The following is a 24,005-nucleotide window of genomic DNA, read 5'->3' on the forward strand; positions in this document are numbered from 1 at the left end:
ATCACCACCCACGCCTCATCGGTCAGTTCACCACGACGCACCACCGGCACATCGTCAACCATCAACCACTACAAGATCGACAGGACACGCCCTAGCGGAAGTCCGACCGCATCGTCGAGGGGCGCCGCCGCGTTGTCGGTGGCATGCGGTTGACTGCCGACCGATGACGAGAGGGGTGGGCATGGCGCAGGTGCGGATCACGCCGTGGAGCGAGGGTGACCTGGCTCTGCTGCGCAGACTCAACGCGCCGGAGGTCCGGGCGCACACCGGTGGCTCGGAGACCGACGAGCAGGTTCTGTCGCGGCACGAGCGTTACGTGCAATTCGCCGGTACGGGCAAGGGCTGCATGTTCACGGTGGTGCTGCCGGACGGGACGAAGGTCGGCAGCGTGGGCTACTGGGATCGGGAGTGGCGCGGCGAGCAGGTCTACGAGATGGGCTGGGCGGTGCTGCCCGAGCACCAGGGGCGGGGCCTGGCGACTGCGGCGGTGCGCGCGGTCGCGGCGGCGGCGCGGGACCGGCGTACCCGCCGCTGGGCGCACGCCTACCCGTCGGTCGGCAACCCCGCCTCGAACGCGGTCTGCCGCAAAGCGGGGTTCACGCTGCTCGGGGAGGTCGACTTCGAGTACCCGCCGGGGAAGCTGATGCACTCCAACGACTGGTGCCTCGACCTGACGACGCCCGAGCGGACCTGAGCCGGCCGGTACTCCACGGTGAACCGGTTGGCCGCGTCATCCGTGCCGGTGGTGACCCTGTTCCGTTAACTGGAGTAACCGATGTCGCAGCCGGCTGATCCGTCGCAGAACCCCTACCCGAGCTACCCGCCCGCACCGTCCGGACCGCCGGCCGCGCCGGTGACGTACGGCCCCCCGTCGCGGCCGCCGTCCAGGACGACCTTCCTTCAGAAGGTGCTGATCGCGGTCGGCGCGGTCGTCGTGCTGTTCGCGGCGGTCTTCGTGGGTACGGTCATCGCCAGCCCCGCCGAGGTCGACAGCGCCTCCGGGGACACGGCCGGGGCGGTCACCGGCACCGGGAGCCAGGTGCCGTCGCAGCCCGCCGCGGCGGACCCGGACGCGCCCGGTCGTGTGGTGACCATCGCCGCGCCGCAGACCCTCGGCGGCCGCCCGAAAATCGATCTTGGGTCCGAGGACGGCGGGGTGACCGAGGAGGTGGGGCTCCCGGAGGATTCCGGGGTGCCGGGGGTGACCGCCAAGGCGCAGGGTCTCTACGGCGACATCGCGAAGCAGGACATCGTGATCGCCAACGCGGTGGCGTCGACCGGCGCCACCCGGGAGAGCCGCCTCTCACTGTTCATCTCCGGGGTCACCAAGGCACTCAGCGTCGGCAACTTCACCGAGGCCGACCCGGGCCCGCTCGGTGGGCAGGCCTTCTGCGGAGACGGCAACATCAACGGGGTGCCGGCCGCGGTCTGCGTCTGGTCCGACGCCGGCAGCACGGGCGCGCTCGTCCACGCGCTGCAGAGTCAGGACAAGTTCCGGACGGAGTTTCCCGCGCTGCGCGCCGAGATCGAGCAGGCGTCCTGACGGTCGGCGTGGCCGCGCCTGCGACGTGCTGGAAGGGGACCGGCCAGGCCCCTTTCCAGCCGTCGTCGGACGGTTCCGCCCGCGGACGACGGCCGCTCCGCCCGCGCCGGCACACCTGGGCGGCCTTGCCCGTCGATGAGGCCCGGGAACGCCGGCAGCGACCGGACGACGGGCGAGCAACGCCCCATCCGGCCGGGCCGGGCCGCCGACACGATCGGCGCGCGGCCGACCGCCGTTAGAGTGGGCGGATGTCAGACGGTCAGGTCAGCGCCACGCGCGACCGCGGGATGAGCGGCAACGCGCCGGGTGGGAACGCCGTAGAGGTCACCGGCCTGACCGTCACGTACGGGTCGACGACCGTGCTCGACCAGGTGGATCTCCAGGTGCCGACCGGGGCCGTGGTCGCGCTCACCGGTGAGAACGGGGTCGGCAAGTCCACCCTGTTGCGCTGCGTCACCGGCCTGCAGAAGCCCTCCGGTGGCGCGGTCGCCGTCTTCGGCGAGCCGCCCGAGAGCGGTCCCGGGTTCTGGCGGCGGGTGGCGACCACCGTCGAGTCGCCGACCTGGTACCACGGCCTGACCGTGCGGGAACATCTCGACCTCGTACGGGTCGCCAACGGGGAAGATCCGGCCGACGGGCGTATCGACGAGGTGTGCGGGTTGCTGGGCATCACCGGCCTGGCCGACAGCCTGCCGATCACCCTCTCCTCGGGCCAGCGACAACGCTTCCTGCTCGCCGCGACGTTCGTCCGCCCGAGCCGGCTGCTGGTGCTCGACGAACCGGAACAGCGCCTCGACACCGCGGCGAAGCGTGCCCTCGCCGCCCACCTGCGCGACTACCTGGCCGCCGGCGGGACGCTGCTGATGGCCAGCCACGACGAGCAGTTCTGGCACGACGTCGGCGCGGACGAGGTCGGTCTGCACAGGGCCGAGGGCTGAGCCGGTGACCACCACCCGCATGCCGGCTCCCACCCCGGCTGCTCCGGTCGACATACGCCGCCGCGTCCGGCGGATGCGGATCGCCGCCGTCGGTCGAGTGGATCCGAGCAGCGTCTACTGCGTGCTGCTCGCGATCGTGATGGCCGCGGTGCTGTTCGGGCGGCCGCTCGGCGTCGTCGTCTGGCCCGCCGAGGCCACCGGTCCGTCGGTGCCGGTGCTGGTCGCTGCCGCTCTGGTGCTGCTGGCCTTCCTCGGTGTGCTCCGCCGGCTCGGCCCGGTGGTCGTCACCCGTGCGGACGCCACCTGGCTGCTGCCCGCGCCCGTGCCCCGGCGTGCGTTGCTCACCCCCGCGTTGCTGCTCACCGCGTTCTCGGCGACCGTCGTGGGAGGGTTGGTCGGGCTGGCCGTCGCCGGTCGCGTCGCCGAACGACCCGCGACGTCGACCGTCGTCCTCGCGGGGCTCGCCGGGGGTGCCGCCGTCGGTCTCCTGCTGGCGTTGCTCGCGGTGCGCGCCCAGAACGCGCCGCGTACCGGCCGGGCCGTCGACGTGACCGCCGGCGCGGTCGCCGCGGCGCTCGTCGCGGCCGCGGTCGGCGAGCGGGTGGCCGGTGGGTACGCCCCACCGCGTGACGTCCTGCCGCCGGCGTCGGTGACGCTGGTGGTGGCGGTCGTGGTGTTCCTGTTCGCCGTCGCCGCCCTCACCCGGGTGTGGTGGCGGCTGGGCAGCTGGCCCACCCACCGGATCGCCGAGGCATCCGCCGCGGCCGGTTCGTACGCCGACGCGGCCTACGCGATCGAGCCGTCGTTCCTCTCCGAACAGAGCAGCCGCCGGTACTGGCGGACCCGGACCGGCATCCGCACCTCGCAGCTGCTGCGGGGCCGTCGACTGCCGCCGCTGACGGCCCAGGATCTGCTCCAGGTCCGGCGCAAGCCGGGGCGGCTGCCCTGGCTGGTCGGCACCGCCCTGGCCCCCGCCGTCGTCGCCGACGGGCCGGTCTGGTTGCTGATCGGCGTCGTCCTGGTGGGCACGCTCGCCGCGGCCAGTGTCACCGGCGAGGCGACCCACACCGACGCGTCGAACCCCGCCGCGCTGCGGCTGCTCGGCCTCACGTACCGGCAGGTCTACGGGCAGCGGCTCGTGGTCCCCGCCGGCATCGCGGCTCTCTGGGGCGCGCTCGCCCTGGGGATGGTGCAGGCGACGGGCGCGCTCTCCGGCCCCTGGTGGGCGCTCGGCCTGGCGGCGGGCCCGGCGGCCGCCGTCGCCGCGCTCCACCGCGCGAAGGCCAGCGCCAGCAGCATCGGCCACATCTTCATCGACACGCCGCTGGGCGGGTTTCCCAGTGGCTTGCTGCTCTGGCTGGTCAACGGACTGGACGTCCTGGCCGTGCTGATGCTGCCGGCGGTGATCGCCCTGGTGAGCGTGCCGGCCCCGGAACAGCTCGACGGGTCGTTGGTGCTCGTGCAGGCGGCGCTGTCGGTCGCCGGGTGCCTCGTGCTGTTGCGTCGCTCCACCGCCCACACCGTCGGGGTGTAGGACGCCGGGCGGCGAGCCGCCGTGACCGACTCGGGTTCGGTGAAGTCGGGTCGACCGGATGAGTGGGACCGCCCGGCTTCATCGAAGTCCGGCGGCCCCGCTCACCCGGAACTCACCAGGGCAGGACGCCGTAGCCGCCACCGGCGTCCATCTGGAATCCCCAGAGCTGCCCGCTGGGTCCATCGGCCGGCAGGGTCGCCAGGTGCACGCTGACCTCCGCGCCCTGCTCCGCCGTGCGGAAGCCGCTGTTGTGGTTGAAGTCGGTGGCGCAGTAACCGGGGTTGGCGGCGTTCACCTTGATCGGCGTGTCCCGCAACTCCTTGGCGTACATGGCGGTGGTCATGTTCAACGCCGTCTTCGACGAGGGGTACGGCACCGAGGTCAGCGCGAACAGGGCTCCCTGCGGGTCGGTCATCACGGCGATCGAGCCCACCTCGCTGGAGACGTTCACGATCCGGGCGGCCGGGGCGTTGCGCAGCAGCGGCAGGAACGCGTTCGTCACCGCCACCACCCCGAACACGTTCGTCTCGTACACCTCGCGCAACGTGGCGACGGTGGTCTCGCTGGGCAGCGCCGACCCGTCCGCCCGGACGATGCCGGCGTTGTTGACCAGGACGTCCAGGTGGCCGTACTCCCGCTCGACCAGCTCGGCCGCGGCGGCGCAGGACGCCTCGTCGGTGACGTCCAAGGACACGAAGCGGGCGTCCACCCCGTCGCCGCGCAGTTTGCCCTCCGCGTCCCGGCCTCGCGTGGCGTCCCGCGCGCCGACCAGCACTGTCATGCCGCGCTCGCCGAGCTGGCGGGCCGTGGCGTACCCGATTCCCTTGTTGGCTCCGGTGACCAGGGCGATCATGTTCGTCGTCATGCTCCCGACGCTGCCGCGGCGTCGGGGCGCGCGGGAGAGACCCGGCGATGCTGGTATCGGCCGTACCACCCAGCGACCCGGCAACCGGGGCATGCTTGGCTGCGTGACGAGCACCGGCCTGCGCCGCGACGAACTGGCGGCGTTCCTGCGTACCCGCCGCGCCCGGTTGCGCCCCGCCGAGGTGGGCCTCCCCGAGGGGTTACGCCGCCGCACGCCCGGCCTGCGCCGGCAGGAGGTCGCCCAGCTCGCCGGCATGTCGGTCGACTACTACATCCGGCTGGAGCAGGGGCGCGGCCCGCACCCGTCGCGGCAGGTACTCGCCGCGCTGGCCCGGGCGCTGCTGCTCAGCCGGGACGAGCGGGCGTACCTGTTCCGGGTGGCCGGGGAGAGCCCGCCGCCGTCGGCGGGGCCGAGCCGGGAGGTGAGCCCCGGTTTGCGGCACCTCATCGACGCGATGACGGAGACCCCGGCGTACCTCGTCGACGCCAGCTATCAGGTGCTCGCGTGGAACCGGCTGGCCCGCCACTTCATCGGGGATCTGTCGGCGGTGCCGCCGGCCGAGCGGAACACGATCCGCTGGACGTTCCGCCAACCGGACGACGACGCCCACTGGAGCGACCAGGACGTCGTGAGCTTCGTCCGCACCTCGGTGGCCGACCTGCGCGCGGCCTACGGCCGCTACCCGAACGACCCGAGCATCCGGCAGTTGGTCACCGAGTTGCTCGGCACGTCGCCCCGATTCGCACAGCTGTGGGCCGAACACGACGTGGCCGAACGCCGCCCGGTCGTCAAACGGGTGGCGCACCCGGAGCTCGGGCCGCTGGAGTTCGAGTGCCGGGTGCTGCACGTGCCGGAGACCGACCAGCGGCTGATCACGTACGTCCCCGAGCCCGGCTCACCCACCCAGGCGACCTTCCGGGCACTCGCCGAGCGCATCGCTCCCTGATCCGGCCGGCGGCGACGGGCGGGCGTGTCCGGGCACGCCCTCCCGGAGGTGGCTCAGGCGATCTTTCCGAGCGCGGTGGTGGCGAGTGGAGCGATCTTGGTGAGCAGCTCGGTCGCGGCGGCCAGGTCGCCGTTCTCACCCGACACGTCCACCTCCATCACGAAGTTGCCGCGCGTGACGAAGAGCGTGCACTGGTGCCGGGTCGAATTGCCCTTCAGACGCTCGCAGAAGGTGATCACGTCCGGCCCGTTGGGGACCGGGGGCGGCGAAGGACGCACGATCGTGGAGATGCGGCCGTCGTTCGGCACCTCGTACTTCGTGCAGTTCTTCAGCACCGACCGCAGCTCGTCGGCGAGCTTGCGTCCGGGCACCTTCAGGTAGCCGACCACGTACTGCCGGATCCACACCGTGTCCCCGTCCCAGACCCGCTCCCGGTAGGCCGTCCGCTTGCGGTCCGACGGGAGGCTGTCCTTACACAGCGAGATCAGCTTCCAGGCGTCGCTGTTCTCCTCGGTGAACGCCGCCGTCTCCGGGTGGAACTTCTCATCCAGGTCCAACATCGCGGTCTTCACCCGGGTACCCACCTCCGTCGTGGAGGTCGGTGCCGGTGGGGGCGGCGGCGGTGCCGGGGATTCCGGTGCGGCCCAGCGGGGGGCACCCGCCGCGGAAGTCAGGCCGCAGGCCGTGACACCGAGCAGGAGGAGCAACGAGAGCAGGGGGAGCGTGGCACGGCGGAGCGACATCGCGGCGGCGCGATCCTTTCGTACGCGAGGAGGGGGCCGGACCGGCCCCCTCCTGTGTGCGCTGCCGCCCTGCCGGGTGTTACGTCAGGCCGGCACCCAGTCGAATGTGTCGGGGTGGGCGCCCTGCCGACCGGCCTCGCCCCTATCGAGGGAGGTGATCCGCTCCATCGCGGTGTCGTCCAGTTCGAAGTCGAAGATGCGGAAGTTCTCCTCGATCCGGGCCGGAGTGGCCGACTTCGGGAAGATGATGTCGCCGCGCTGCACGTGCCAGCGGAGCACCACCTGCGCCGGCGTACGGCCCACCACCTCGGCGATGTCGGTGATCGTCGGATCGTCGAGGACCTTGCCCTGCGCGATCGGCGACCAGCCCTCGGTGAGGATGTTGTGCTTGTGGCCGTACTCGCGCACCTCGTCGTTGGTGAAGTACGGGTGCACCTCGATCTGGTTGACCGCCGGCACCACCTGTGCCTCGTCGGCCAGCCGCTCCAGGTGCGGCACCTGGAAGTTCGACACCCCGATCGAGCGGGCGCGCCCGTCCCGCTGGAACTCCTCCAGCGTCTTCCAGGTCGACACGAAGTCGCCGCCGTAGAGGGTGGGCAGCGGCCAGTGGATGAGGAACAGGTCGATGTAGTCCATGCCCAGTGCCGCGAGCGTCGCGTCGAACGCGCGGCGGGCATCGTCCGGCCGGTGCGCCGCGTTGCTCAGCTTGCTGGTCACGAAGACCTCGCTCCGGTCCAGCCCGGAATCGCGGATCGCCTGACCGACCTCGGCCTCGTTGCCGTACATCTCCGCGGTGTCGATGTGCCGGTAGCCGACCTCCAGCGCCTTCGCGACCGCCTGCGCGGTGTCTCTCGGCTCGACCTGGAACACCCCGAAGCCGAGCTGCGGGATGGTGTTGCCGTCGTTGAGGCTGATGGCGGGAATCGTGTTCGCCACTGCGGCTCCTTCACGCGTCGTCCGAAACATCCGGCCTGGGGCACGTCCCCCCGAACAGACCGAACCTACCAATCAACTCCCATACCCGGTCGGGTCGCCGCCTCACCCGGTCCCCGACGTCAGGAGAATCGGCCGGTCAGCCCGCGGCGTCGAAGAGCACCGGCCACGGACGCTGCGCCGGCGCCTGCGGCGGGGTGCCGGCCGCCGGCTCGGCGTCGGCCAGCACCTCGGCGGCGACCTGCGCGAACATGGGTGCGGCAGGATGTGCGGAGCGCGCCGGCCAGGCCGCCGAGGTGCGCTTCACCAGGGGTGTGCCGGCGATCGGCCGCCACGCGATCCGAGGTTCCCGCCGTGCCGTCGTGGCCGGCTCGACGGCCACCGCGCCACCGGCCAGCACCAGCCCGAAGAGGAACTCCGGGTTGTGGGCCGGACGGACCCGGCCTGGTTCGAAGCCATGCCGTCGGCACACCTCCAGCAGGTGGTCGTGCCAGCCCGGCGCGGTGGCGCGTGGCGCCGTCACCAGGTCCAACCCGGTCAGCGCCGCCAACTCCACCTCCCGCTGCCGGGCCAGCGGTGAGGTACGCGGCAACAGCACCCCAAGGGGTACGTCGACCGGCGCGCCGGAGCGCAGCCCCTCCGCCTCGATCGGGTGATGCACCAGCCCCACGTCGAGCCGCCGCTCGGCGAGCATCCGCAGCTGCTCGCCACTGGTCAGTTCGTGCAGTTCCACGTCCAGCCCCGGGGCCCGGTCGGCGAGCCGGTCGAGCAGCGCGTGCAGGCGTACGGCCGGGGTGTCCGGCGGCACGCCGGCCCGCAGCACGCCGAGCGCGCCGGCCCGTACCTGGCGCATCAGGTTGCGCAGCCGCCCCTCGGCGGCGAGGAACTCCTCCGCCTCGCCGAGCAGCAGCTCACCGGCGGTGGTGAGGCGTACCTGGCGGCGGGACCGGTCGAAGAGCTCGACCTCCAGCTCCCGCTCGAGCCGCTGGATGGACTGGCTCAGCGGCGGCTGGGCCATGCCGAGCAGTTCGGCGGCCCGGCCGAAGTGCAGCTCACGGGCGACCAGCACGAAGTGCCGCAGGTGTCGGAGCAGGTCCACGGGCCGGACCCTACGCCAGCGCCGCGGGCGGCCCCGTGGTCGTCGTCCCGGCCGTGCGCCGCGGATACCGTGCTCAGGTGGCAACGGTAGAGCGCGTCGAGGGCATCTTCAGCCGGGCCGGGGTGACCGGCAACCTGCACGTGGTGGACCTCGACGGACCCGGGACGGGTCTCCCGGAGGTCGCCGTCGGGGCGGACGAGCAGGTGGTGATCGCCTCGATCTTCAAGATCCTGCTGGTGCTGGAATTCGCCCGGCAGGTCACCGACGGTCAGCTCGATCCGACCGAACGGGTACTGGTCACCGCCGCCGACCGGCTCGGCGGCTGGGGGCTGGCCGGCTGCGACGACGACGCCGAGGTGTCGCTGCGCGACCTCGCCTACTTCGCCATGTCGGTCAGCGACAACACCGCCGCCGACCTGCTGCTGCGCCGGGTCGGCCCGGACCTGCTACCGATGCTCGCCGCCGAGCTGGGCCTGGGCCGGACCCGGATTCTCGGTGGACCACGGCAGCTCGTCGAGGTGATGCTCGCCGATGTCGGGGCACGCACCGAGGCGGAGTTCGCGCGGATCTTCCCCACGCTGAGCGCCGAACGGGTCCGCGCCATGCGGGTCTTCGACCCGGAGCGGACCACCTCCAGCACCGCTCGGGACATCACCCGGCTGCTCGGCCTGATCTGGCGGGATGAGGCAGGCCCCGCCGCGGCCTGCGCCATGGTTCGCGGCTGGATGGCCCGCCAGCTCTTCTGGACCCGGCTGGCGGCCGGCTTCCCGCCCGGCGTGCGGGTGTCCGGCAAGACCGGCACGCTGCCCGGGCTGCACCTGGAAGCCGGCGTCGCCGAGTACCCCGACGGCGGCCGGTACGCGATCGCCGTCTTCGCCCGAACCGCTCAACTCGCCACCCGGCGTATCGACGTGGACCTGGCGATGGGGGAGGCCGCCCGAACGGCGGTCGAGGCGCTGCGCGGGGAATGATTTTTCGGCGTCGGGCCGGCCTCGGCACCCGACGTGACCAGGTCCTATACCCGTTACCGTATCGCCGGTGTGTCCCACCGATCTTGGACGCGCGGCCACCGGCGTTGGTTTGCTCTGCACCGACCGATCGCCCAGTTCACAGGGAGCGAACCCGCATGTCCAGTCTTGACCGCCGCCGGTTCCTTCGCGACGCCGCCGCCTCCACCGCCCTGATCGCCGCCGGTGGGCTCGCCTCGACCGCGCTCGGCGCCCCGGCGCAGGCCGCGCCGGCAGCCGCCTCGACGCCCAGCGATGCGATCCGGCGCCGTCCCGGTCCGGTCAGCTTCCGCTGGTGGGGCACCGCCGGCTGGCGCGTCGACATCGGTGACCGGACCGTCCTGGTCGACCCGTTCCTCAGCCGGATCCACACCGGGCTGTTCGACGGTGGCATGAACGGCTCCACCCCGCTGGAAGTGCGCACCGAGGTGGTCGACGCGTACGTCGACCGGGCCGAGACGGTGCTGGTGACGCACACCCACTGGGACCACTTCATGGACGTGCCGTACATCGCCGGCCGTACCGGCGCCAGGGTGTTCGGAACGATGACCGCGTACCACCTCGGGCTCGCGTACGGGGTGCCGTCCGGGCAGCTCAGCGCGGTCAAGGGCGGCGAGGTGATGGACTTCGGCGCCTACACCGTCGAGGTGGTCGCCTCGCTGCACAGCCGCAACGCGTCGTACGCCGTGTCCTTGCCCGGGGTGCGGCTGGCCCCGACGGCGAAGCCACTCACGGTGGCCGACCTGCCCGAGGGCGACACGCTCAACTATGTGCTGCGGGTGGCCGGTGGGCCGACGGTGTTCTTCATGGGCGCCAGCGACTTCGTGGCGCGCAACCTGGCCGGCATCGCGCCGGACGTGGCCATGGTGGCGTTGAACAGCACCACGGTCACCGCCGACTACGTGTCGCGGCTGATGGCGGCGCTGGATCACCCGGAGGTCGTCGTGCCGGTGCACTTCGACAACTTCGAGACCGAGCTGCGTAACCCGCCGACGGTGGCGCCGAGCGACCGGACCCGTCTCGACCAGCTGATCGCCGCCGTACGGGAGTCGTCGCCGGGCAGCCGGGTGCTGGTGCCGGAGTACGACACGGCGTACCACTTCTGATCTGGGGTGCGGGTGGTCGCGGGGTACGCGACCACCCGCCGGATCATCCGGCGGCCAGCTCCGACAGCGCCCGCACCGACTTCCAGTTGCGGGTGGTGGCCACCACGCCGAGCTTCTTCTCCAGGTAGGCGTTGGTGAACTTCGACCGGCCGTAGCCGCCGTCGGGGAAGTGGAGGTAAGCCTCCCGCCGGACCACCGTGAACGCCACGCTCTCCCCTCCGGGCGCGGTCAGCGCATCCACGCTGGAGGGTTTCGGGGTGGTACGCAGGAACGCCACCAGCAGCCGCGTGGGATCCGTCTCCCGGCCGGCGTACGGGTTTTTGTCGACGACCGCCGCCAGCTCGCGGGCGCTACGCACCAGCACGGGCACGGCCAGCCCCAGTTCGTCGGCGATCACCTGCTCGATGCCGGCGGCGAGCCGCTCCGCGTCCGAGGCGTCACTGCCGAACACGACGTTGCCGCTCTGCAGGTACGTCTTGACGTCGTGATGCCCGAGCGCGCTGACGAGCCGGCGCAGGTCGGCCATCCCAATCCGGTTGGTGGCTCCCAGGTTGATCCCACGCAGTAGGGCGACGTACCGGTCCATCGGATCCTCCTCGCTCGTCGAGCCCAGGGTAGATCGGACCGGGCCTGGCCGGCTGGCCGCAGCGGAGGCGGCGCTGGCCAGCGCGGTGATCGGCGGATGACCGTTCGTGGCCGAGATGTGACCTGGAAGGCCCTTCGCATCGATCCACGCAAGTGGTCTGCTGGGCGGCGAAAGTCCAGGTCGGAGGCGGTTCGGACGCAGCGCCGCCGGGACTGGAAACGTTACATCAGCAATGTTGGACTGATGGCCGGACGGTCCGATCCGCCCGGCCGGTACCGGCAGGAGGCAACCGCGTGCGAAACAGACGACTGAGTCGGATCGCGGTCGCGGCGGCGAGCGTCACAACGCTCGCCTTCACCGTGTCCACCCCGGCGCAGGCGCACGATCACGAAAATCTTCCCGGCGAGCCCACCATCACGCTGCCGATCAACGACAGCGCGGCGGGCGGGACGTACAACCAGGACTTCACCCGGGTCTACGCGAACACGACCCCCGACGGCACCCCGGTCTACATCTACGTGCCGGCCGGCACCCCGCTGGACGGCTCCGCGCCGGCCGGCGTGGCCAGCCTGGACCCGCAGTTCGACCACAACCCGGGCGACGGGTTCACCCCCTGCGCCACGGCCACCGCGGCGCAGTTCGCCCTCACCCAGGCGCAGATCGACTACGTGGGCGACAAGCTCGCCAACCAGATCGTCGCCGTGGACGAGGAGCACTTCGGCCTGATGGACGCGGCCGACCCGGCGGAGCCGGCCAGCGACTCGCTGGTGATGGTCCTCTACAACATCCAGGACGAGGCGTACTACGACTGCGCCGTCACGTCGTACACGGCCGGATACTTCGCGCCGGACTTCATCGACAGCAACGGCATGAACGTCATCGTCGTCGACGCACTCGACTGGGCCAACCGTGTCGGGCCGGACGACGCCCCGTGGCGCGACGACGACCCGGCCAATGATCGCCCCGAGCTGTACGAGGGCACGGTCGCCCACGAACTGGAGCACCTGCTGCACAACTACAGCGACCCGGGCGAGCTGTCCTGGGTCGACGAGGGGCTGGCGGACTTCGCCATCTTCCTCAACGGCCTGGACGCGGGCGGCTCGCACCTGTCGAACCAGCAGGTCTTCTACGAGGAGACCTCGCTGACCCGCTGGGGCGGCACGCTGGCCAACTACGGTGCCGCGTTCACCTACTTCCAGTACCTCTGGGAGCAGGCGGGTGGCAACGGCGATGGCACCTTCACTCCGGACAAGCAGTACGACGCCGCCGGCGGTGACCTGCTCATCAAGAAAATCTTCGAGGAGCAGGCCGACGGTATGGCCGGTGTGCAGAACGCCATCGACTCGTTCAACGCGGCGACCGGCGCGCACCTGCGCACCGCCGATGAGCTGTTCCGGGACTGGTCGGTGGCGGTCTACCTGGACGACGAGGACTCCCCGGTCTACGACATCAAGGCGTTCAACTTCGGTGACCCGGCCGACACGACCTGGACCATCGACATCGCCGACGACGTCTTCTGGGCGGGTCGCGGCAGCTACCAGGGCGCAACGCCGGGGGCCAAGTGGGCCCGGCTCAAGAACCGGCCCGACACCACCGCGGTGCCGTTCGGCATGTCGGTCGAGCGGTTCCGCAACCCCGGCCCGACCGTCGCACTCACCTTCGACGGCGACGACGAGACGGTGATCGCCCCGCACACCGGCACCACCCACTGGTACGGCGGCTACGAGAGCCAGTCCGACAAGATCCTGGACGTCGGCACCGCCGGCCCGGTTTCCTCGCTGGACTTCTGGACCTGGCACTTCATCGAGGAGGGCTGGGACTACGGCTTCGTCGAGGCGCTCGTCGGCGGCGAGTGGATCACCGTCCCGCTGCGCGACGACGACGGTCAGGTCGTCACCACCGACGACAACCCGCACGGCAACAACACCGAGGGCAACGGCCTGACCGGCACCTCCGGCGGTGCGTACTTCGTGGACGACCCGGTCTACGTGCACCTCACCGCCGACCTGCCAGCCGGCGCCACCGACGTCCGGTTCCGCTACTCCACCGACGCCGCCTACCTGGACACCGGATGGTTCGTCGACGACGTACGGGTCAACGGGGCCGAGGCGACCGTCTCCTCGGCGGCCGGCAACTGGTTCAGCACCACCGGCACACAGGACAACCACTGGACCGTGCAGGTCGTCTCGCACTGCGATCTCACCCCGGGGGTCACCTCGGCCGGGGAGACCACCGATGGCGCGGGCAACTGGGTCTACCGGTCCACCGGCGACGAGTTCACTGCCAGCGGTCTGCAGACCAGGTGTGCCAACGGCAACCAGGACGATTTCGCCCTCCTGGTTTCCAACCTGCCGACCGGTGACCTCACCTTCCTCGACGCGGACTACAGCTTCCACGTCCGCAACACCGGCGGCGGCAAGTAGCACCACCCGTTCGGCGAGCCCGCACCGATGATCGGTGCGGGCCGTCGGCTGTTTGCAGTCGCCTCGGGCTGGTCGGGCCCGTCGCTACTGTCGAGGGACGTCACGCGGCTGACGGACGGGCTACCGTACCCGGATGCGATTCGCGCGCCCGGCCGGGCTGCTCCTCGCCGCCGTCGCCGCCGTGCTGTGGGCGGTCAACATGACAGTCCTGCAGCCCCTGACCGAGCCGGTCGGACCGTGGCCGGAGGCGCTACCCGGCAACAACACCTACTGGGCCCGTGACCTGCGGTTCGCCGCCATCGTCGCGGTCGTCCTCGGGTTGGTGCTCGCCGGGCGCGGCGACAGCTGGTGGGCGCGTCCGGCCGTGCTGCTGGGCGGGGTGTGGATCGCCGCCGACCTGGCCGTGGACCGGGCCGACCCGACCGGCGCCGGACCGACGGTGCTGCTCGCCGCCGCCGGCTGCGCGGTGGTCGCCGCGTTCGCCGCCCTGTGCGTACGTCTGGGGCGCAGCGCGGCCCGACCGGGAGCGTACCGGCGGACCCTGACGGGCGCAGCCTGTGTGGCGGGGGCGTTGACGCTGGTGACCGCCGGCATCGAATCGCCGACCGATCGGGAGCCAGAGCTGCACCCCGCCGCGTTCGGCACCGCCACGCTGCTGCTCCTGCTGGCGGTGAGCTGCGCCCTGGCGGCGGCGCCCGCGCCGAGCCGGGCCCGGAGCTGGTTGGCCGTGGCGGTGGGCGTCGCGGGTGTGCTCGGCGTCCTGTTCGTCCGCGCCACCTCGCCCGGCAGCGGGCTGCTGCACTTCCCTCTACTCGGCGCGGTGCTCTTCACCGGGGTGACGGTGCTCGCCTGGAACTGGCCGGCCGGCCGGCCCGACTGGGGGCGGCACGGTTTGGCCGCTCTCGCGGGACTCATCGGCCCAACGGCGATGCTGATTTTCGTGATGCTGATCTCGATGTGGTTGCGGATCGGTGCGCCGCTCAACGCGTTGGCCGGCAACACCCCCATCAATTCCGCGGACTCGGACGTCCTGTACTCGTTCGCCGGTGTGCTCGTCGGGCTCGGAATGGCGCTGCTGTTGGCATGGCCGCCAGCGCTCGACGGCGGGCCGGGCGCGGCCCGTCCGGCGGTGCCGCCGCCGGTCGGGACGCGCGGCTGACCAGCGGCGGTCCGCCCGGTCAGCGGCGGTCGGGCTCCGGCGCGGTCCGCTGATCGGCGGCGGGCGCGACGGCGCGGGCGGTCAACCGCCAGTACTGCCGCCGCTCCTCGTCCCGTACCACCACCCCGAGCCGGCTCAGCTCGCGGCGCAGTTCCCGGGCGTCGTTGCGCCGATCCCGTTCGATCGCCCGCTCCCGGGCTCGCAGCAGCGCGTCCGCGCCGGCCGGCAGCCCGGGCAGCCCCGGCACCCACAGCCGGTACGCGGCCCGGTGCGGGTCTTCCTCCGCCCACGGCCAGCCGTGCGCCCGGAACGCCGCGCGCAGCCGGTTGCGATCCAGCTCCGAACGCTCCCGCAGCAGTTCGCCGCCGTCGCCGTCGAGCAGCACCAGGTCACCGCCGTCGACGAGGACGACGCGTACCTGGTGGCGGGGCGTCTCCTGACGCTTGCCGTCGCGGCGCAGGGCGACCCGCTCACGGTCGACGGTGACGGTGAGCCGTTCGGCGGTGCCGGCCCCGGCGAGCAGCAGGCCGGCCAACGCCCCGAGCACCGCCGCGCCGATGGAGACCTGCGGCTGCGGCAGCCGGGACAGCGCCTCGAACAGGCCCCGCAGCGGCACCCAGCGCAGGTCGGCGAGCCATCCCGCCGCGGCGGCGAGCAGCCAGCCGGCCCCGGCGCCGAGCGGCGGGAAGCCGCCCCACATCAGTGCCAGCTCGGCCGCCCCGCCGCCGACCCTGGTGCGGGCGTCGCCGGCCATGGTCAGGCCACCTCCCGCCGCAGCGTCCGGACCAGGCCGGCCGCCAGCGGCACGAGCAACCAGACCACCAGTGACACCGCCAGCCGGGCCCACTGGTCGGCGTCCAGGGAGGTGGTGAAGAGTGGCTCCATGGTGCGTCCGGTGTCCAGCCAACCGGCCGGCCGGTGCAACGCCGGAACCAGCCCGCCGACGATCGACCACGCGGTGGGCAGCAGCAGGTAGGTGACGATGGCGAGCGGGGTGTTGAGCAGCAGCAACCCGAAAGCGACACCCATCAGCGCGTTGGCGACCTGGAAGACCACCGAGTTCAGCAGCAGGGTCTCGTCGAACTCCCAACTGCCCGCGCCGCCACTCGTCCCGGCGATCAGCGTGCCGACCGCGGCCACCGCCAGGCTGGTCGCCACCGACGCGAGCGCGGCCAGCACCACCGCGGCCAGCTTCGCGACGACCACCCGTTCCCGGCGGGGCACCAGGGCGTACGTGACGAGCGCGGTCCGCTGCGACCATTCGGCCGTGACGGAGAGGATGCCCAGCACGGGCAGGAGCACCCCGACCGGCAACAGCGACGGCACGAAGAAGTTCGCGAAGGTCTGGTCCGCGGCGTCGGCGAAGACGAGCTGAAGGGTGACGATGACGGCGGTGGTCAGACCGATGATGATCAGCAGCCAGAGACCGGCCCGGGTGTCGGCGAGCTTGCGCAGCTCCACCGCGGTGAGCCGGGGCAGCGACGGCCGCCGGACACCGGGACGCGGCACGGGCTCGACGCTGCTCGCCTGGGGTGTGGTCGTGGTGGTCACTTCCCGGCCTCCTTGGTCGACTCGGCGGTGAGGGTGAGGAAGAGCTGCTCGAGGCCACCAGCTGCCGGGCGCAGCTCGGTCAGCACGACCCCGGCGTCCGCGGCCGCCTGCCCGACGGCCTCCGTCTCGGCGTGGACCAGCAACCCGTCGTCGGTCTCCCGAACGGTGAGCCCGCCGGCGGCCAGGGACCGGCGCAGCGCCTCGCCATCGCGGGCGCGCACCAGCGTTCCGCCGCCGGAGAGCAACTCGGTCTTGTCTCCCTGCGCCACGATCCGGCCGCCCCCGATCACCACCAGCCGGTCCGCGACCGCCTCCACCTCGCGCAGCAGGTGGGAGGAGAGCAACACGGTGCCGCCCCGGTCCGCGAAGTCGCGCAGCAGGCCGCGCATCCAGAAGATCCCCTCCGGGTCGAGTCCGTTGGCCGGCTCGTCGAGGATCAGCACCCGTGGGTCACCGAGCAGCGCCAGCGCCAGGCCGAGTCGCTGCCGCATGCCCAGCGAGTACGCCCGGACCCGCCGCCTCGCCGCCGCCCCGTCGAGCCCGACCAGCTCCAGCTTGGCCGCGACCGCCCGCCGGTCCAGACCCATGGTGTACGCGGCGACGCCCAGCGCCTCCCGGCCGGTCCGCCCGGCGTGCTGGGCCGAGGCGTCCAGCAGCACCCCGATCTCCCGCCCCGGGTTCTCCAGGTCCCGGTACGGGCGTCCGCTCACCGTCGCCCGGCCGGTGGTCGGCGGGGTCAGCCCACAGATCATCCGCAGGGTGGTGGACTTGCCCGCCCCGTTCGGTCCGAGGAATCCGGTCACCGTGCCCGGTTCACAGCGGAACGACACGTCGTCGACGGCCGGATGCCGGCCGTACCGCTTGCTCAGGTTCTCCACGCTGATCATGTGTCGAGCCTGCGCGAGCCACCCGGCCGCCCGCAGCGGCCGGCGGTCGCCGATCGCAACGACCTTGGTCTACGCGAGGCTATCGACTTTGGTAGCTGGCTGGCCGGTCTCCAGGCTGCCTAGCATTGACGCGTGACCAGCGCCGTCGTGCCGGACCACCCCTGGCTGCTGCCCGGGGCGCTCGCCGTGCCGGCCGGGCGGGCCCGCGCCCGCCCCCGGCGCACCACCCGGGACTGGATCGTCGACAGCGTGGCCTTCGTGGTCTCCCTGTTCTGGGTGCTGGTCGCCACGTTGGACGCCCTCAGCCCGGCTCCCGAGCTCGCCACCCGGCTGCCCCACGGCTGGATGATCGTCGTGGACGCCGTGATCGGGCTGGTCTGCTGCGGGCTGCTGTGGGTGCGTCGGCGCTGGCCGCTCGGCCTGGCGGCGGCGACGTTGCCACTTACCGCGTTCTCCATGGCCGGCGCCTTCCCACTGGTGATCATCTACTTCACCGTGGTGGTGCACCGGCGGACCGCGGTCGCGCTGGCCGTCACCGCGGCCGGGATCTGCACCAACTTCGCCTTCGGCTACCTGCGGCCCGAGCCCAACCTGCCGTACTGGGCGGCCACCGTGTGGGGGGTGGTGATCAGCGCGACGGTGCTGGCCTGGGGGATGTTCGTGCGCGCCCGCCGGCAGTTGGTGGTGTCGCTGCGGGAGCGCGCCGAACGGGCCGAGGCGGAGCAGCAGTTGCGGGTGGCGCAGGCCCGCCAGTTGGAGCGCACCCGGATCGCCCGGGAGATGCACGACGTGCTCGCGCACCGGATCTCGCTGCTCAGCCTGCACGCCGGGGCGCTCGAGTTCCGCCCCGACGCGCCGGCGGACGAGGTGGCGAAGGCCGCCGGGGTGATCCGGGGCAGCGCGCACGCCGCGTTGCAGGATCTGCGCGAGGTGATCGGTGTGCTGCGTACGGAGAGCGAGGTCGAGGAGGATCCGGAGCGTCCGCAACCGACCCTGGCGGACCTGCCGGCGTTGATCGAGGAGTCCCGGGAGGCCGGCGTACGGGTCAACGCCACCCAACTGGTCGCGGCCGCCGACGCGGTGCCGGCGGCGGTCGGCCGAAGCGCGTACCGGATCGTGCAGGAGGGACTGACCAACGCCCGTAAGCACGCTCCCGGCACGGTGGTCACCGTCGGCGTGGCAGGCGCGCCGGGCGCCGGACTCAGCGTCGACATCCGCAACCGGTGGCCGATCGCCGGGGCGACCGACGCGGGCATTCCCGGCACGGGCACCGGGCTGGTCGGCATCGCCGAGCGGGTCACGCTGGCGGGCGGGCGCCTCGAGTACGGGCGGGACGAGACAGGCGACTTCCGCCTGGCGGCGTGGCTGCCGTGGACGGCGTGACCGGGCCGGGTCGGGCCGGCACGAACGACCCGGGCCCGGTCAGCCACGGCGTGGACGTCGGGTCGGCCGCCGGGGCGTCGGATGCCGCAGGCGCGGCGTCGGCGGGCGGGCCCGTGCGAGTGTTGATCGTGGACGACGACCCGTTGGTCCGGGCCGGACTGTCGATGATCCTCGGCGGTGTGCCGGACCTGCGGGTGGTGGGGGAGGCCGCCGACGGTGGTGAGGTGCCGGCCGCGGTCGCCGCCGGCCGGCCCGACGTGGTGCTCATGGACATCCGGATGCCCCGGTTGGACGGGCTGGCCGCGACCGAGGCCCTGCGCGCGCTGCCGGACCCGCCGGAGGTGCTGGTGCTGACCACCTTCCACGCCGACGAGCAGGTGCTCCGGGCACTGCGCGTCGGCGCTTCCGGTTTCCTGCTGAAGGACACCCCGCCCGGGGAGATCGTGCAGGCGGTGCGGCGGGTGGCGGCGGGCGAGGCGACCCTCTCCCCGGCGGTCACCCGCACGTTGATCGCGCACGTCACCGGTGCCGCGCCCGTCCCGGTCGGGCCGGACCCGCGTCGGGAGCGCGCGTTGCGGCTGCTGAGCACGCTCAGCGAGCGGGAGCGGGAGGTCGCTGTCGCGCTCGGCCAGGGGCGGACCAATGCCGAGATCGCCGCGGAGCTCTACATGAGCGTGGCGACCGTCAAGGCGTACGTGTCCCGGCTGCTGACCCGTCTCGAGCTGAACAACCGGGTGCAGGTGGCCCTGCTGGTGCACGACGCCGGTCTGGTCTGAGGGCCGGCCCGGCGCTCGGGTGACCTCCCCGCGCCGGGCCGGCGTCGCTCCGTCGGTCGCTCAGTTGTTGCCCACCCCGCAGTCCGGCGCGGACCAGCTGGTGCTGTTGCGGATGCCGTCGTCGTTGTTCTCACGGCGCGAGTCGACGTGCACGTGGTCGTCGTGGTCCGGGTAGCCGGGCCCGAAGATCCCGCTGAAGCCCTTGGTGCGGGCGTCGCGGGCGATCTCGCAGAGCGACGAGGTGCGGGACACCACGTCGGCGGCGGTGCCGTAGAGGTGCTGGCTGTCCGACGCCCCGCCGACCTGGTTGTTGCAGGCATTGCTGCGGAAGCCGCTGGTCACGTAGAGGGGCTTGTCGCCGAGGCTGCGGCGCAGCGCCTCCAGCTTCCACATCGTGCGCAGCGCGTTCTCGCGCGTCTCGCCGGCCGGCAGCGGGCCCCCGCTGTACCCGCCCTGGCCGCAGCCGCCGTCCAGTTCGGTGTAGCTGAAGTGACGCGGTGTGCAGTCGTTGTCCTGGAGTTCGTAGAGCTTGGCGTACGTCTCGGGGCCGGCGATGCCGTCGACCCGCAGCCCGTACGCCTGCTGGAACCGTCGGACCGCGGCCTGGGTCTTCGGTCCGAAGATGCCGTCGGTCTCGACGATGTCCCGATTGCCAGCCCAACCGGCCACCCGGACCTGCAACTCGCGGACGTCCGAGCCGGACCGCCCCTGGTAGAGGTTGCGGTTCCACGTGTAGCAGCCGTCGGCATGGGCCGCTGGCGCGGCGACCACCGCGGCGATCGCGGCGCCTGGCAGCGCCAGGACGAAGGCGACGGCAGCCCGCTTCAGGGTGTTTACGCGCACAGAAGTCCTCCCGATAGGAACGTGAATGGGGTGGCTTCGGGACATTGACCGGGGCGTCCCGTGATTTCCACCCTGGCAGCTATCGGGCCCGTTGGTGGCGGTTAACGAGAATTGTCCTCATGATTTGCGGTTGCTAGGCGCTCGCTGTAAATGTGGTTGATCGGCGAATCAGCCATTTTGGTGCGAAACGTCGAGTGGGCGTAAAGGCGGCGAAACTTGCGAAATGCCCCACTGGGGGTGATGTTCTCCGAGCCCCGGTGAGCGGTAACGTCAGGCCCCGGAGCGACGCGCGGGGGAGGTGGACGTGGCGCGGGGAGGCGTCTTCTGCGTCGAAGGTCAGTGGCACCGGGACCTCAACGAGCGAGGGTCCGTGCTGCCCACGCTCGAACTGCTCGAGCGGCTGGGCAAGATCCGGTTCATCCACAAGGACGCGGCGACCCGCGACGAGCTCTTCTACTTCCTCGACCGCTGGTTGCTCAAGCAGTACGCCGACCATCGGGTGGGATTCTTCGCGATGCACGGGGAGCCGAGCCGGCTCCGCCTGACCGACTGGAACTCCGTCGAACTCTCCGACGTCGCCGAACTGATGGCCGGGCGTTGCGAAGGGCGCCGGCTCTACTTCGGCAGCTGTTCCGTGCTGCGTGCCTCGGACGCGGCGCTGCGCGAATTCCTCCAGGTCACCGGAGCCGCACTCATCTGCGGTTTCACCCGGGACGTGGACTGGGTCGAATCGGCAGCCTTCGAAACCGTCCTGCTCGACGTACTGGCCAACGGCCAGCGGCACAACGCCGCGGAATTGCGGATGGGTTCGGCGCACTGGGCGCCCCTCGCCTCGTACCTGGGATTCCGGGTGATCTACGCCAACGGGCGCGCCTGGCGGCCATCGGTGCGGCCCCGGGTGCCCACGCAGCAGGTCGCGGAGCGCACCGCCGTCCGTCCCGAGTGACCGGGGCACCCGGCGGCGGCCCGGCGGCGGGCCTGGTAGAAACGACTCGTGGCACGCAGCATCGCGACGAATACCAAGGTCGACCGCGACGGCCTGATCGAATTCCTCCGCCCCCGGCACCGCGTGGTGCTGATGACGACCCGATCGGACGGCCGACCGCAGGCCTCGCCGGTCACCGCGGGCGTGGACACCGCCGGCCGGCTGGTGGTCTCCACCTATCCGGAACGGGTCAAGGCGGCCAACATCCGCCGCGACCCGCGGGTGTCGGCCTGTGTACTCTCCGACGACTGGAACGGGCCCTGGGTGCAGATCGACGGCACGGCCGAGGTGCTGGATCTGCCGGAGGCGCTCGAACCGTTGGTGGAGTACTTCCGCTGCATCTCGGGCGAGCACCCCGACTGGGACGAGTACCGCGCGGCCATGGTGCAGCAGGGCAAGTCCCTGATCCGGGTCACCATCGAGCGCTGGAGCCCGATCGCCACCGGCGGGTTCCCCGCCCGCCTCGCCGACTGACAGCCGGCTTCCTGCCGGCGTGAGCCACTCTTCGTGAAGGCGGCCGGGTCGCGCAGCGCGTCGTCCGGAGGGGTCCGTCCACGGCGGCGTGCGCCTGGCGGTGACGGGGGTTCCAGTCGGAGCCTGTCGAGCTGCCCCAGAAATGGGGCGCATCCACGCAGCGCCTCACGCCCGGGTCCGCGCAGGAACCTCAGTACGCCACGCTGAAGCGCATGTTCTCGTGGCGCGGGTGCTCGATCTCGTCGACGATCGCCACCGCGAGGTCCTCGTAGGTGAGCACCGACCGGCCCTGATCGTCGGTGACCGGCTCGTCGGTGCCGGTGCGGTAGTGCCCGGTCCGCTCGCCGGGGTGGAACTCCAGCGGCGGCGGCGAGACGTACGTCCAGGTCACCCCGTCGGCCTGGCTGCGGTAGTAGTCGAGGGCGTCCGCCTGCCCCTGAGCGGAGTCGCGGTACTCCTCGGGGAAGTCGGGCTCGTCCAGGTACCGGGTGCCTCTCGGCGTCAGCAGCGTCGACCCGCCGCCGAGGTGGATGATCCGGGGCGCGTCCGGCAGCCCGCGCAGCGTGGTGACCAGCGCCCGCGCCGCGTCGAGCCAGAGCCCGCGCTCGCCTCCGCCGATCGCGACCAGCAGGACGTCGGCCTCCGGGGCCAACTCCCGTACGCTTCGCTCGCTGGTGGCGTCCCCGGTCACCACCTGCACCCCGGCGGGCAGGTAGGAGGCCGCTTCCGGGCGGCGTACCGCGGCGGTGACCCGGTGTCCGCGTCCGACCGCCTCGGCGGTGACCCGGGAGCCGGCGGTGCCACCCGCGCCGAATACCACGATGCTGCTCATGACCGCCTCCCGCCGGACGTGACCTCCGGTTCTCAAGGCTATTGACCGGGTCGGCCGCCGGTGGCGTTACCGGGAGAACCCGAGGCGGGTCAGTCCACGAGCGCCGAGTAGACGAGTTGGCGCAGCTGCGGCCGGATCGGGTACGTGCTGGAGGGCAGCAGCTGGGTGAAGAAGAGTGCGGTGATCTCCTCGGCCGGGTCGACCCAGAACGCGGTGCTCGCCACGCCACCCCAGTAGTACTCGCCGACGCTGCTCGGGACCCGGCTGGGGATCGGGTCGTCGACCACCGCGAAGCCGAGCCCGAAGCCGATCCCGTCGAGCGTGGTCTCGGCGAAGCCGCCGGTGGAGAGGGTGCCCAGGTCCTGGCCACCGGGGAGGTGGTTGCGGGTCATGAAGCGCACGGTGCGCGGGCCGAGCAGGCGTACCCCGTCCAGCTCCCCGCCGCGCAGCAGCATCTGGGTGAAGCGGTGGTAGTCGGCGGCCGAGGAGATGAGACCACCTCCGCCGGAGAGCAGGGCCGGCTTCTGGTAGGCGAGCGCACCGAGCTGGTCGTAGCGCATGGCCCGCCCGGTTCGTGGGTCCGGGGCGTACAGCGCGGCGAGCCGGTCGCCGTCCTCGCCCTCGACGTACCAGCGGGTGTCGGTCATCCCGAGCGGCCGGAAGATCCGGTCGGTGAGGAACGCGTCGAGGCTCTGCCCGGAGAGCACCTCGATCAGCCGGCCGAGCACGTCCGTGGCGACCGAGTAGCCCCAGGCCGTGCCGGGCTGGAACAGCAGCGGCAGCCGGCCGAAGGCCGCGCAGGCACCGGCCAGGTCGACGTCCGACGGCGGGTACAGGTCGTAGCCGGCGGCCCGGTAGAGACCGTCGACCACCGAGGTCTGCATGAAGCCGTACGTGAGGCCGGAGGTGTGGGTGAGCAGGTGCCAGACGCGGATCGGTTCGACGGCCGGCACCGTGTACGGCTTGAGCGTCGAGCCCTTGGCGTATACCCGCAGGTCGGCGAACTCGGGCAGCCAGCGGCTGATCTCGTCGGTCAGCTCGAAGCGCCCCTCCTCCCAGAGGAGCATCGCGGCGACCGAGGTGACCGGCTTGGTCATCGAGTAGATCCGCCACAGGGTGTCCGCCTCGACCGGCGTGCCCGCCTCCCGGTCGCGCAGCCCGTACGCGGTCGAGTGGACCACCTCGCCGCGGCGGGTGACGACCGCCTGCCAGCCGGCGAGCCGACCCTCGTCGACGTACCTGCCGAAGTGCTCGTCGATCCGCGCCAGCCGCGCCGGGTCGAAGCCGACCTGATCCGGATCGATGCTCCTCACCACACTCACCTCGCCGAACCTACCCGCCGGTGCTCCCGGCGGGAATAGCCACCGACCACACATGTCGGTCTTCGTCGGT

Annotated in this window: 24 protein-coding genes; 13 read left to right on the plus strand and 11 right to left on the minus strand. The window is 72.1% G+C overall.

The features are described 5' to 3' along the window. The first annotated feature begins 163 nt into the window (after positions 1–163). From BXA10_RS11440 to BXA10_RS11455, 4 genes are all read left to right on the plus strand, one after another. Positions 164–694, plus strand: coding sequence for a GNAT family N-acetyltransferase (locus tag BXA10_RS11440; RefSeq protein WP_076470303.1), 531 nt, complete (start codon positions 164–166; stop codon positions 692–694). A gap of 81 nt (positions 695–775) precedes the next feature. Next, on the plus strand, positions 776–1,543 hold the full coding sequence (locus BXA10_RS11445; RefSeq protein WP_076470304.1) for a hypothetical protein: 768 nt from the start codon (positions 776–778) through the stop codon (positions 1,541–1,543). A gap of 287 nt (positions 1,544–1,830) precedes the next feature. Then, positions 1,831–2,481, plus strand: coding sequence for an ABC transporter ATP-binding protein (locus BXA10_RS11450; protein WP_076470559.1), 651 nt, complete (start codon positions 1,831–1,833; stop codon positions 2,479–2,481). 4 nt (positions 2,482–2,485) lie between these two features. After that, entirely contained in the window at positions 2,486–4,015 is a 1,530-nt protein-coding gene (locus BXA10_RS11455) for a DUF6297 family protein (protein WP_425436052.1), read from the plus strand. 112 nt (positions 4,016–4,127) lie between these two features. Here BXA10_RS11455 and BXA10_RS11460 read toward each other — a convergent pair whose 3' ends face one another. After that, positions 4,128–4,880: an SDR family oxidoreductase gene (locus tag BXA10_RS11460; RefSeq protein ID WP_076470305.1), complete on the minus strand. Its 753-nt coding sequence runs from the start codon at positions 4,878–4,880 to the stop codon at positions 4,128–4,130. A gap of 103 nt (positions 4,881–4,983) precedes the next feature. Here BXA10_RS11460 and BXA10_RS11465 point away from each other — a divergent pair, with 103 nt between their 5' ends. Next, the gene (locus BXA10_RS11465) at positions 4,984–5,826 is read left to right on the plus strand and encodes a helix-turn-helix transcriptional regulator (protein ID WP_084752673.1); all 843 of its coding nucleotides are present in this window, start codon (positions 4,984–4,986) and stop codon (positions 5,824–5,826) included. Between the two features lie 53 nt (positions 5,827–5,879). Here BXA10_RS11465 and BXA10_RS11470 read toward each other — a convergent pair whose 3' ends face one another. The 3 genes from BXA10_RS11470 to BXA10_RS11480 all read right to left on the minus strand — a co-directional run bounded on the left by BXA10_RS11470 (position 5,880) and on the right by BXA10_RS11480 (position 8,601). After that, the gene (locus tag BXA10_RS11470; RefSeq protein WP_139337964.1) at positions 5,880–6,398 is read right to left on the minus strand and encodes a hypothetical protein; all 519 of its coding nucleotides are present in this window, start codon (positions 6,396–6,398) and stop codon (positions 5,880–5,882) included. A gap of 255 nt (positions 6,399–6,653) precedes the next feature. Then, positions 6,654–7,505, minus strand: coding sequence for an aldo/keto reductase (locus tag BXA10_RS11475; RefSeq protein ID WP_245828217.1), 852 nt, complete (start codon positions 7,503–7,505; stop codon positions 6,654–6,656). A gap of 136 nt (positions 7,506–7,641) precedes the next feature. Continuing rightward, positions 7,642–8,601 (minus strand): LysR family transcriptional regulator, encoded by a 960-nt coding sequence (locus BXA10_RS11480; RefSeq protein ID WP_076470308.1) that lies wholly within the window; start codon positions 8,599–8,601, stop codon positions 7,642–7,644. A gap of 77 nt (positions 8,602–8,678) precedes the next feature. Here BXA10_RS11480 and BXA10_RS11485 point away from each other — a divergent pair, with 77 nt between their 5' ends. Both BXA10_RS11485 and BXA10_RS11490 read left to right on the plus strand, forming a co-directional pair. Beyond that, on the plus strand, positions 8,679–9,572 hold the full coding sequence (locus BXA10_RS11485) for a serine hydrolase (RefSeq protein ID WP_076470562.1): 894 nt from the start codon (positions 8,679–8,681) through the stop codon (positions 9,570–9,572). Positions 9,573–9,727: 155 nt separating this feature from the next. After that, positions 9,728–10,714: an MBL fold metallo-hydrolase gene (locus BXA10_RS11490; RefSeq protein ID WP_076470309.1), complete on the plus strand. Its 987-nt coding sequence runs from the start codon at positions 9,728–9,730 to the stop codon at positions 10,712–10,714. A gap of 43 nt (positions 10,715–10,757) precedes the next feature. Here the strand turns inward: BXA10_RS11490 and BXA10_RS11495 are convergent, their stop codons facing one another. Then, entirely contained in the window at positions 10,758–11,300 is a 543-nt protein-coding gene (locus BXA10_RS11495) for a DUF1697 domain-containing protein (protein WP_076470310.1), read from the minus strand. Between the two features lie 293 nt (positions 11,301–11,593). Between BXA10_RS11495 and BXA10_RS11500 the strand changes: the two genes are divergently transcribed. Both BXA10_RS11500 and BXA10_RS11505 read left to right on the plus strand, forming a co-directional pair. Beyond that, a complete protein-coding gene (locus tag BXA10_RS11500; RefSeq protein ID WP_076470311.1) occupies positions 11,594–13,723 on the plus strand; it encodes a M6 family metallopeptidase in 2,130 nt (709 codons plus the stop codon). Between the two features lie 133 nt (positions 13,724–13,856). Beyond that, positions 13,857–14,882, plus strand: coding sequence for a hypothetical protein (locus BXA10_RS11505; RefSeq protein WP_076470312.1), 1,026 nt, complete (start codon positions 13,857–13,859; stop codon positions 14,880–14,882). Between the two features lie 19 nt (positions 14,883–14,901). Here BXA10_RS11505 and BXA10_RS11510 read toward each other — a convergent pair whose 3' ends face one another. From BXA10_RS11510 to BXA10_RS11520, 3 genes are read right to left on the minus strand one after another with little or no spacing between them, the layout of a single operon-like run. Next, a complete protein-coding gene (locus tag BXA10_RS11510) occupies positions 14,902–15,636 on the minus strand; it encodes a YqeB family protein (RefSeq protein WP_084752624.1) in 735 nt (244 codons plus the stop codon). Between the two features lie 2 nt (positions 15,637–15,638). After that, positions 15,639–16,433 (minus strand): ABC transporter permease, encoded by a 795-nt coding sequence (locus BXA10_RS11515; protein WP_425436053.1) that lies wholly within the window; start codon positions 16,431–16,433, stop codon positions 15,639–15,641. Further along, the gene (locus BXA10_RS11520) at positions 16,430–17,320 is read right to left on the minus strand and encodes an ABC transporter ATP-binding protein (RefSeq protein ID WP_076470313.1); all 891 of its coding nucleotides are present in this window, start codon (positions 17,318–17,320) and stop codon (positions 16,430–16,432) included. Before BXA10_RS11520 ends, BXA10_RS11515 begins: the two co-directional genes overlap by 4 nt. A gap of 132 nt (positions 17,321–17,452) precedes the next feature. Here BXA10_RS11520 and BXA10_RS11525 point away from each other — a divergent pair, with 132 nt between their 5' ends. Both BXA10_RS11525 and BXA10_RS11530 read left to right on the plus strand, forming a co-directional pair. Beyond that, positions 17,453–18,703: a sensor histidine kinase gene (locus BXA10_RS11525; protein WP_076470314.1), complete on the plus strand. Its 1,251-nt coding sequence runs from the start codon at positions 17,453–17,455 to the stop codon at positions 18,701–18,703. Next, a complete protein-coding gene (locus BXA10_RS11530; RefSeq protein WP_076470315.1) occupies positions 18,682–19,479 on the plus strand; it encodes a response regulator in 798 nt (265 codons plus the stop codon). The genes BXA10_RS11525 and BXA10_RS11530 overlap by 22 nt, the downstream gene beginning before the upstream one ends. Positions 19,480–19,539: 60 nt before the next feature. Here the strand turns inward: BXA10_RS11530 and BXA10_RS11535 are convergent, their stop codons facing one another. Further along, entirely contained in the window at positions 19,540–20,322 is a 783-nt protein-coding gene (locus tag BXA10_RS11535; protein WP_076470316.1) for a M15 family metallopeptidase, read from the minus strand. Between the two features lie 304 nt (positions 20,323–20,626). On the opposite strand from BXA10_RS11535, the gene BXA10_RS11540 reads away from it, so the two are divergent. Both BXA10_RS11540 and BXA10_RS11545 read left to right on the plus strand, forming a co-directional pair. Continuing rightward, positions 20,627–21,268, plus strand: coding sequence for a DUF6642 family protein (locus BXA10_RS11540; RefSeq protein WP_076470565.1), 642 nt, complete (start codon positions 20,627–20,629; stop codon positions 21,266–21,268). Between the two features lie 48 nt (positions 21,269–21,316). After that, positions 21,317–21,781: a PPOX class F420-dependent oxidoreductase gene (locus tag BXA10_RS11545; RefSeq protein WP_076470317.1), complete on the plus strand. Its 465-nt coding sequence runs from the start codon at positions 21,317–21,319 to the stop codon at positions 21,779–21,781. Between the two features lie 190 nt (positions 21,782–21,971). Here BXA10_RS11545 and BXA10_RS11550 read toward each other — a convergent pair whose 3' ends face one another. Then, the gene (locus tag BXA10_RS11550) at positions 21,972–22,613 is read right to left on the minus strand and encodes an NAD(P)-dependent oxidoreductase (RefSeq protein ID WP_076470318.1); all 642 of its coding nucleotides are present in this window, start codon (positions 22,611–22,613) and stop codon (positions 21,972–21,974) included. A gap of 89 nt (positions 22,614–22,702) precedes the next feature. Then, a complete protein-coding gene (locus BXA10_RS11555) occupies positions 22,703–23,935 on the minus strand; it encodes a serine hydrolase domain-containing protein (RefSeq protein ID WP_076470319.1) in 1,233 nt (410 codons plus the stop codon). Between the last annotated feature and the right edge of the window lie 70 nt (positions 23,936–24,005).

This window comes from Micromonospora avicenniae (genome assembly GCF_900156065.1).
In the GTDB taxonomy this organism is placed as follows: domain Bacteria; phylum Actinomycetota; class Actinomycetes; order Mycobacteriales; family Micromonosporaceae; genus Micromonospora; species Micromonospora avicenniae.

Excerpts from the sequence above, each read along its gene's own strand:
- BXA10_RS11440 (WP_076470303.1), top strand. The coding sequence starts at position 164 with ATGACGAGAGGGGTGGGCATGGCGCAGGTGCGGATCACGCCGTGGAGC.
- BXA10_RS11445 (WP_076470304.1), top strand. The coding sequence starts at position 776 with ATGTCGCAGCCGGCTGATCCGTCGCAGAACCCCTACCCGAGCTACCCG.
- BXA10_RS11450 (WP_076470559.1), top strand. The coding sequence starts at position 1,831 with ATGAGCGGCAACGCGCCGGGTGGGAACGCCGTAGAGGTCACCGGCCTG.
- BXA10_RS11460 (WP_076470305.1), bottom strand. The coding sequence starts at position 4,880 with ATGACGACGAACATGATCGCCCTGGTCACCGGAGCCAACAAGGGAATC.
- BXA10_RS11490 (WP_076470309.1), top strand. The coding sequence starts at position 9,728 with ATGTCCAGTCTTGACCGCCGCCGGTTCCTTCGCGACGCCGCCGCCTCC.
- BXA10_RS11495 (WP_076470310.1), bottom strand. The coding sequence starts at position 11,300 with ATGGACCGGTACGTCGCCCTACTGCGTGGGATCAACCTGGGAGCCACC.
- BXA10_RS11505 (WP_076470312.1), top strand. The coding sequence starts at position 13,857 with ATGCGATTCGCGCGCCCGGCCGGGCTGCTCCTCGCCGCCGTCGCCGCC.
- BXA10_RS11510 (WP_084752624.1), bottom strand. The coding sequence starts at position 15,636 with ATGGCCGGCGACGCCCGCACCAGGGTCGGCGGCGGGGCGGCCGAGCTG.
- BXA10_RS11520 (WP_076470313.1), bottom strand. The coding sequence starts at position 17,320 with ATGATCAGCGTGGAGAACCTGAGCAAGCGGTACGGCCGGCATCCGGCC.
- BXA10_RS11550 (WP_076470318.1), bottom strand. The coding sequence starts at position 22,613 with ATGAGCAGCATCGTGGTATTCGGCGCGGGTGGCACCGCCGGCTCCCGG.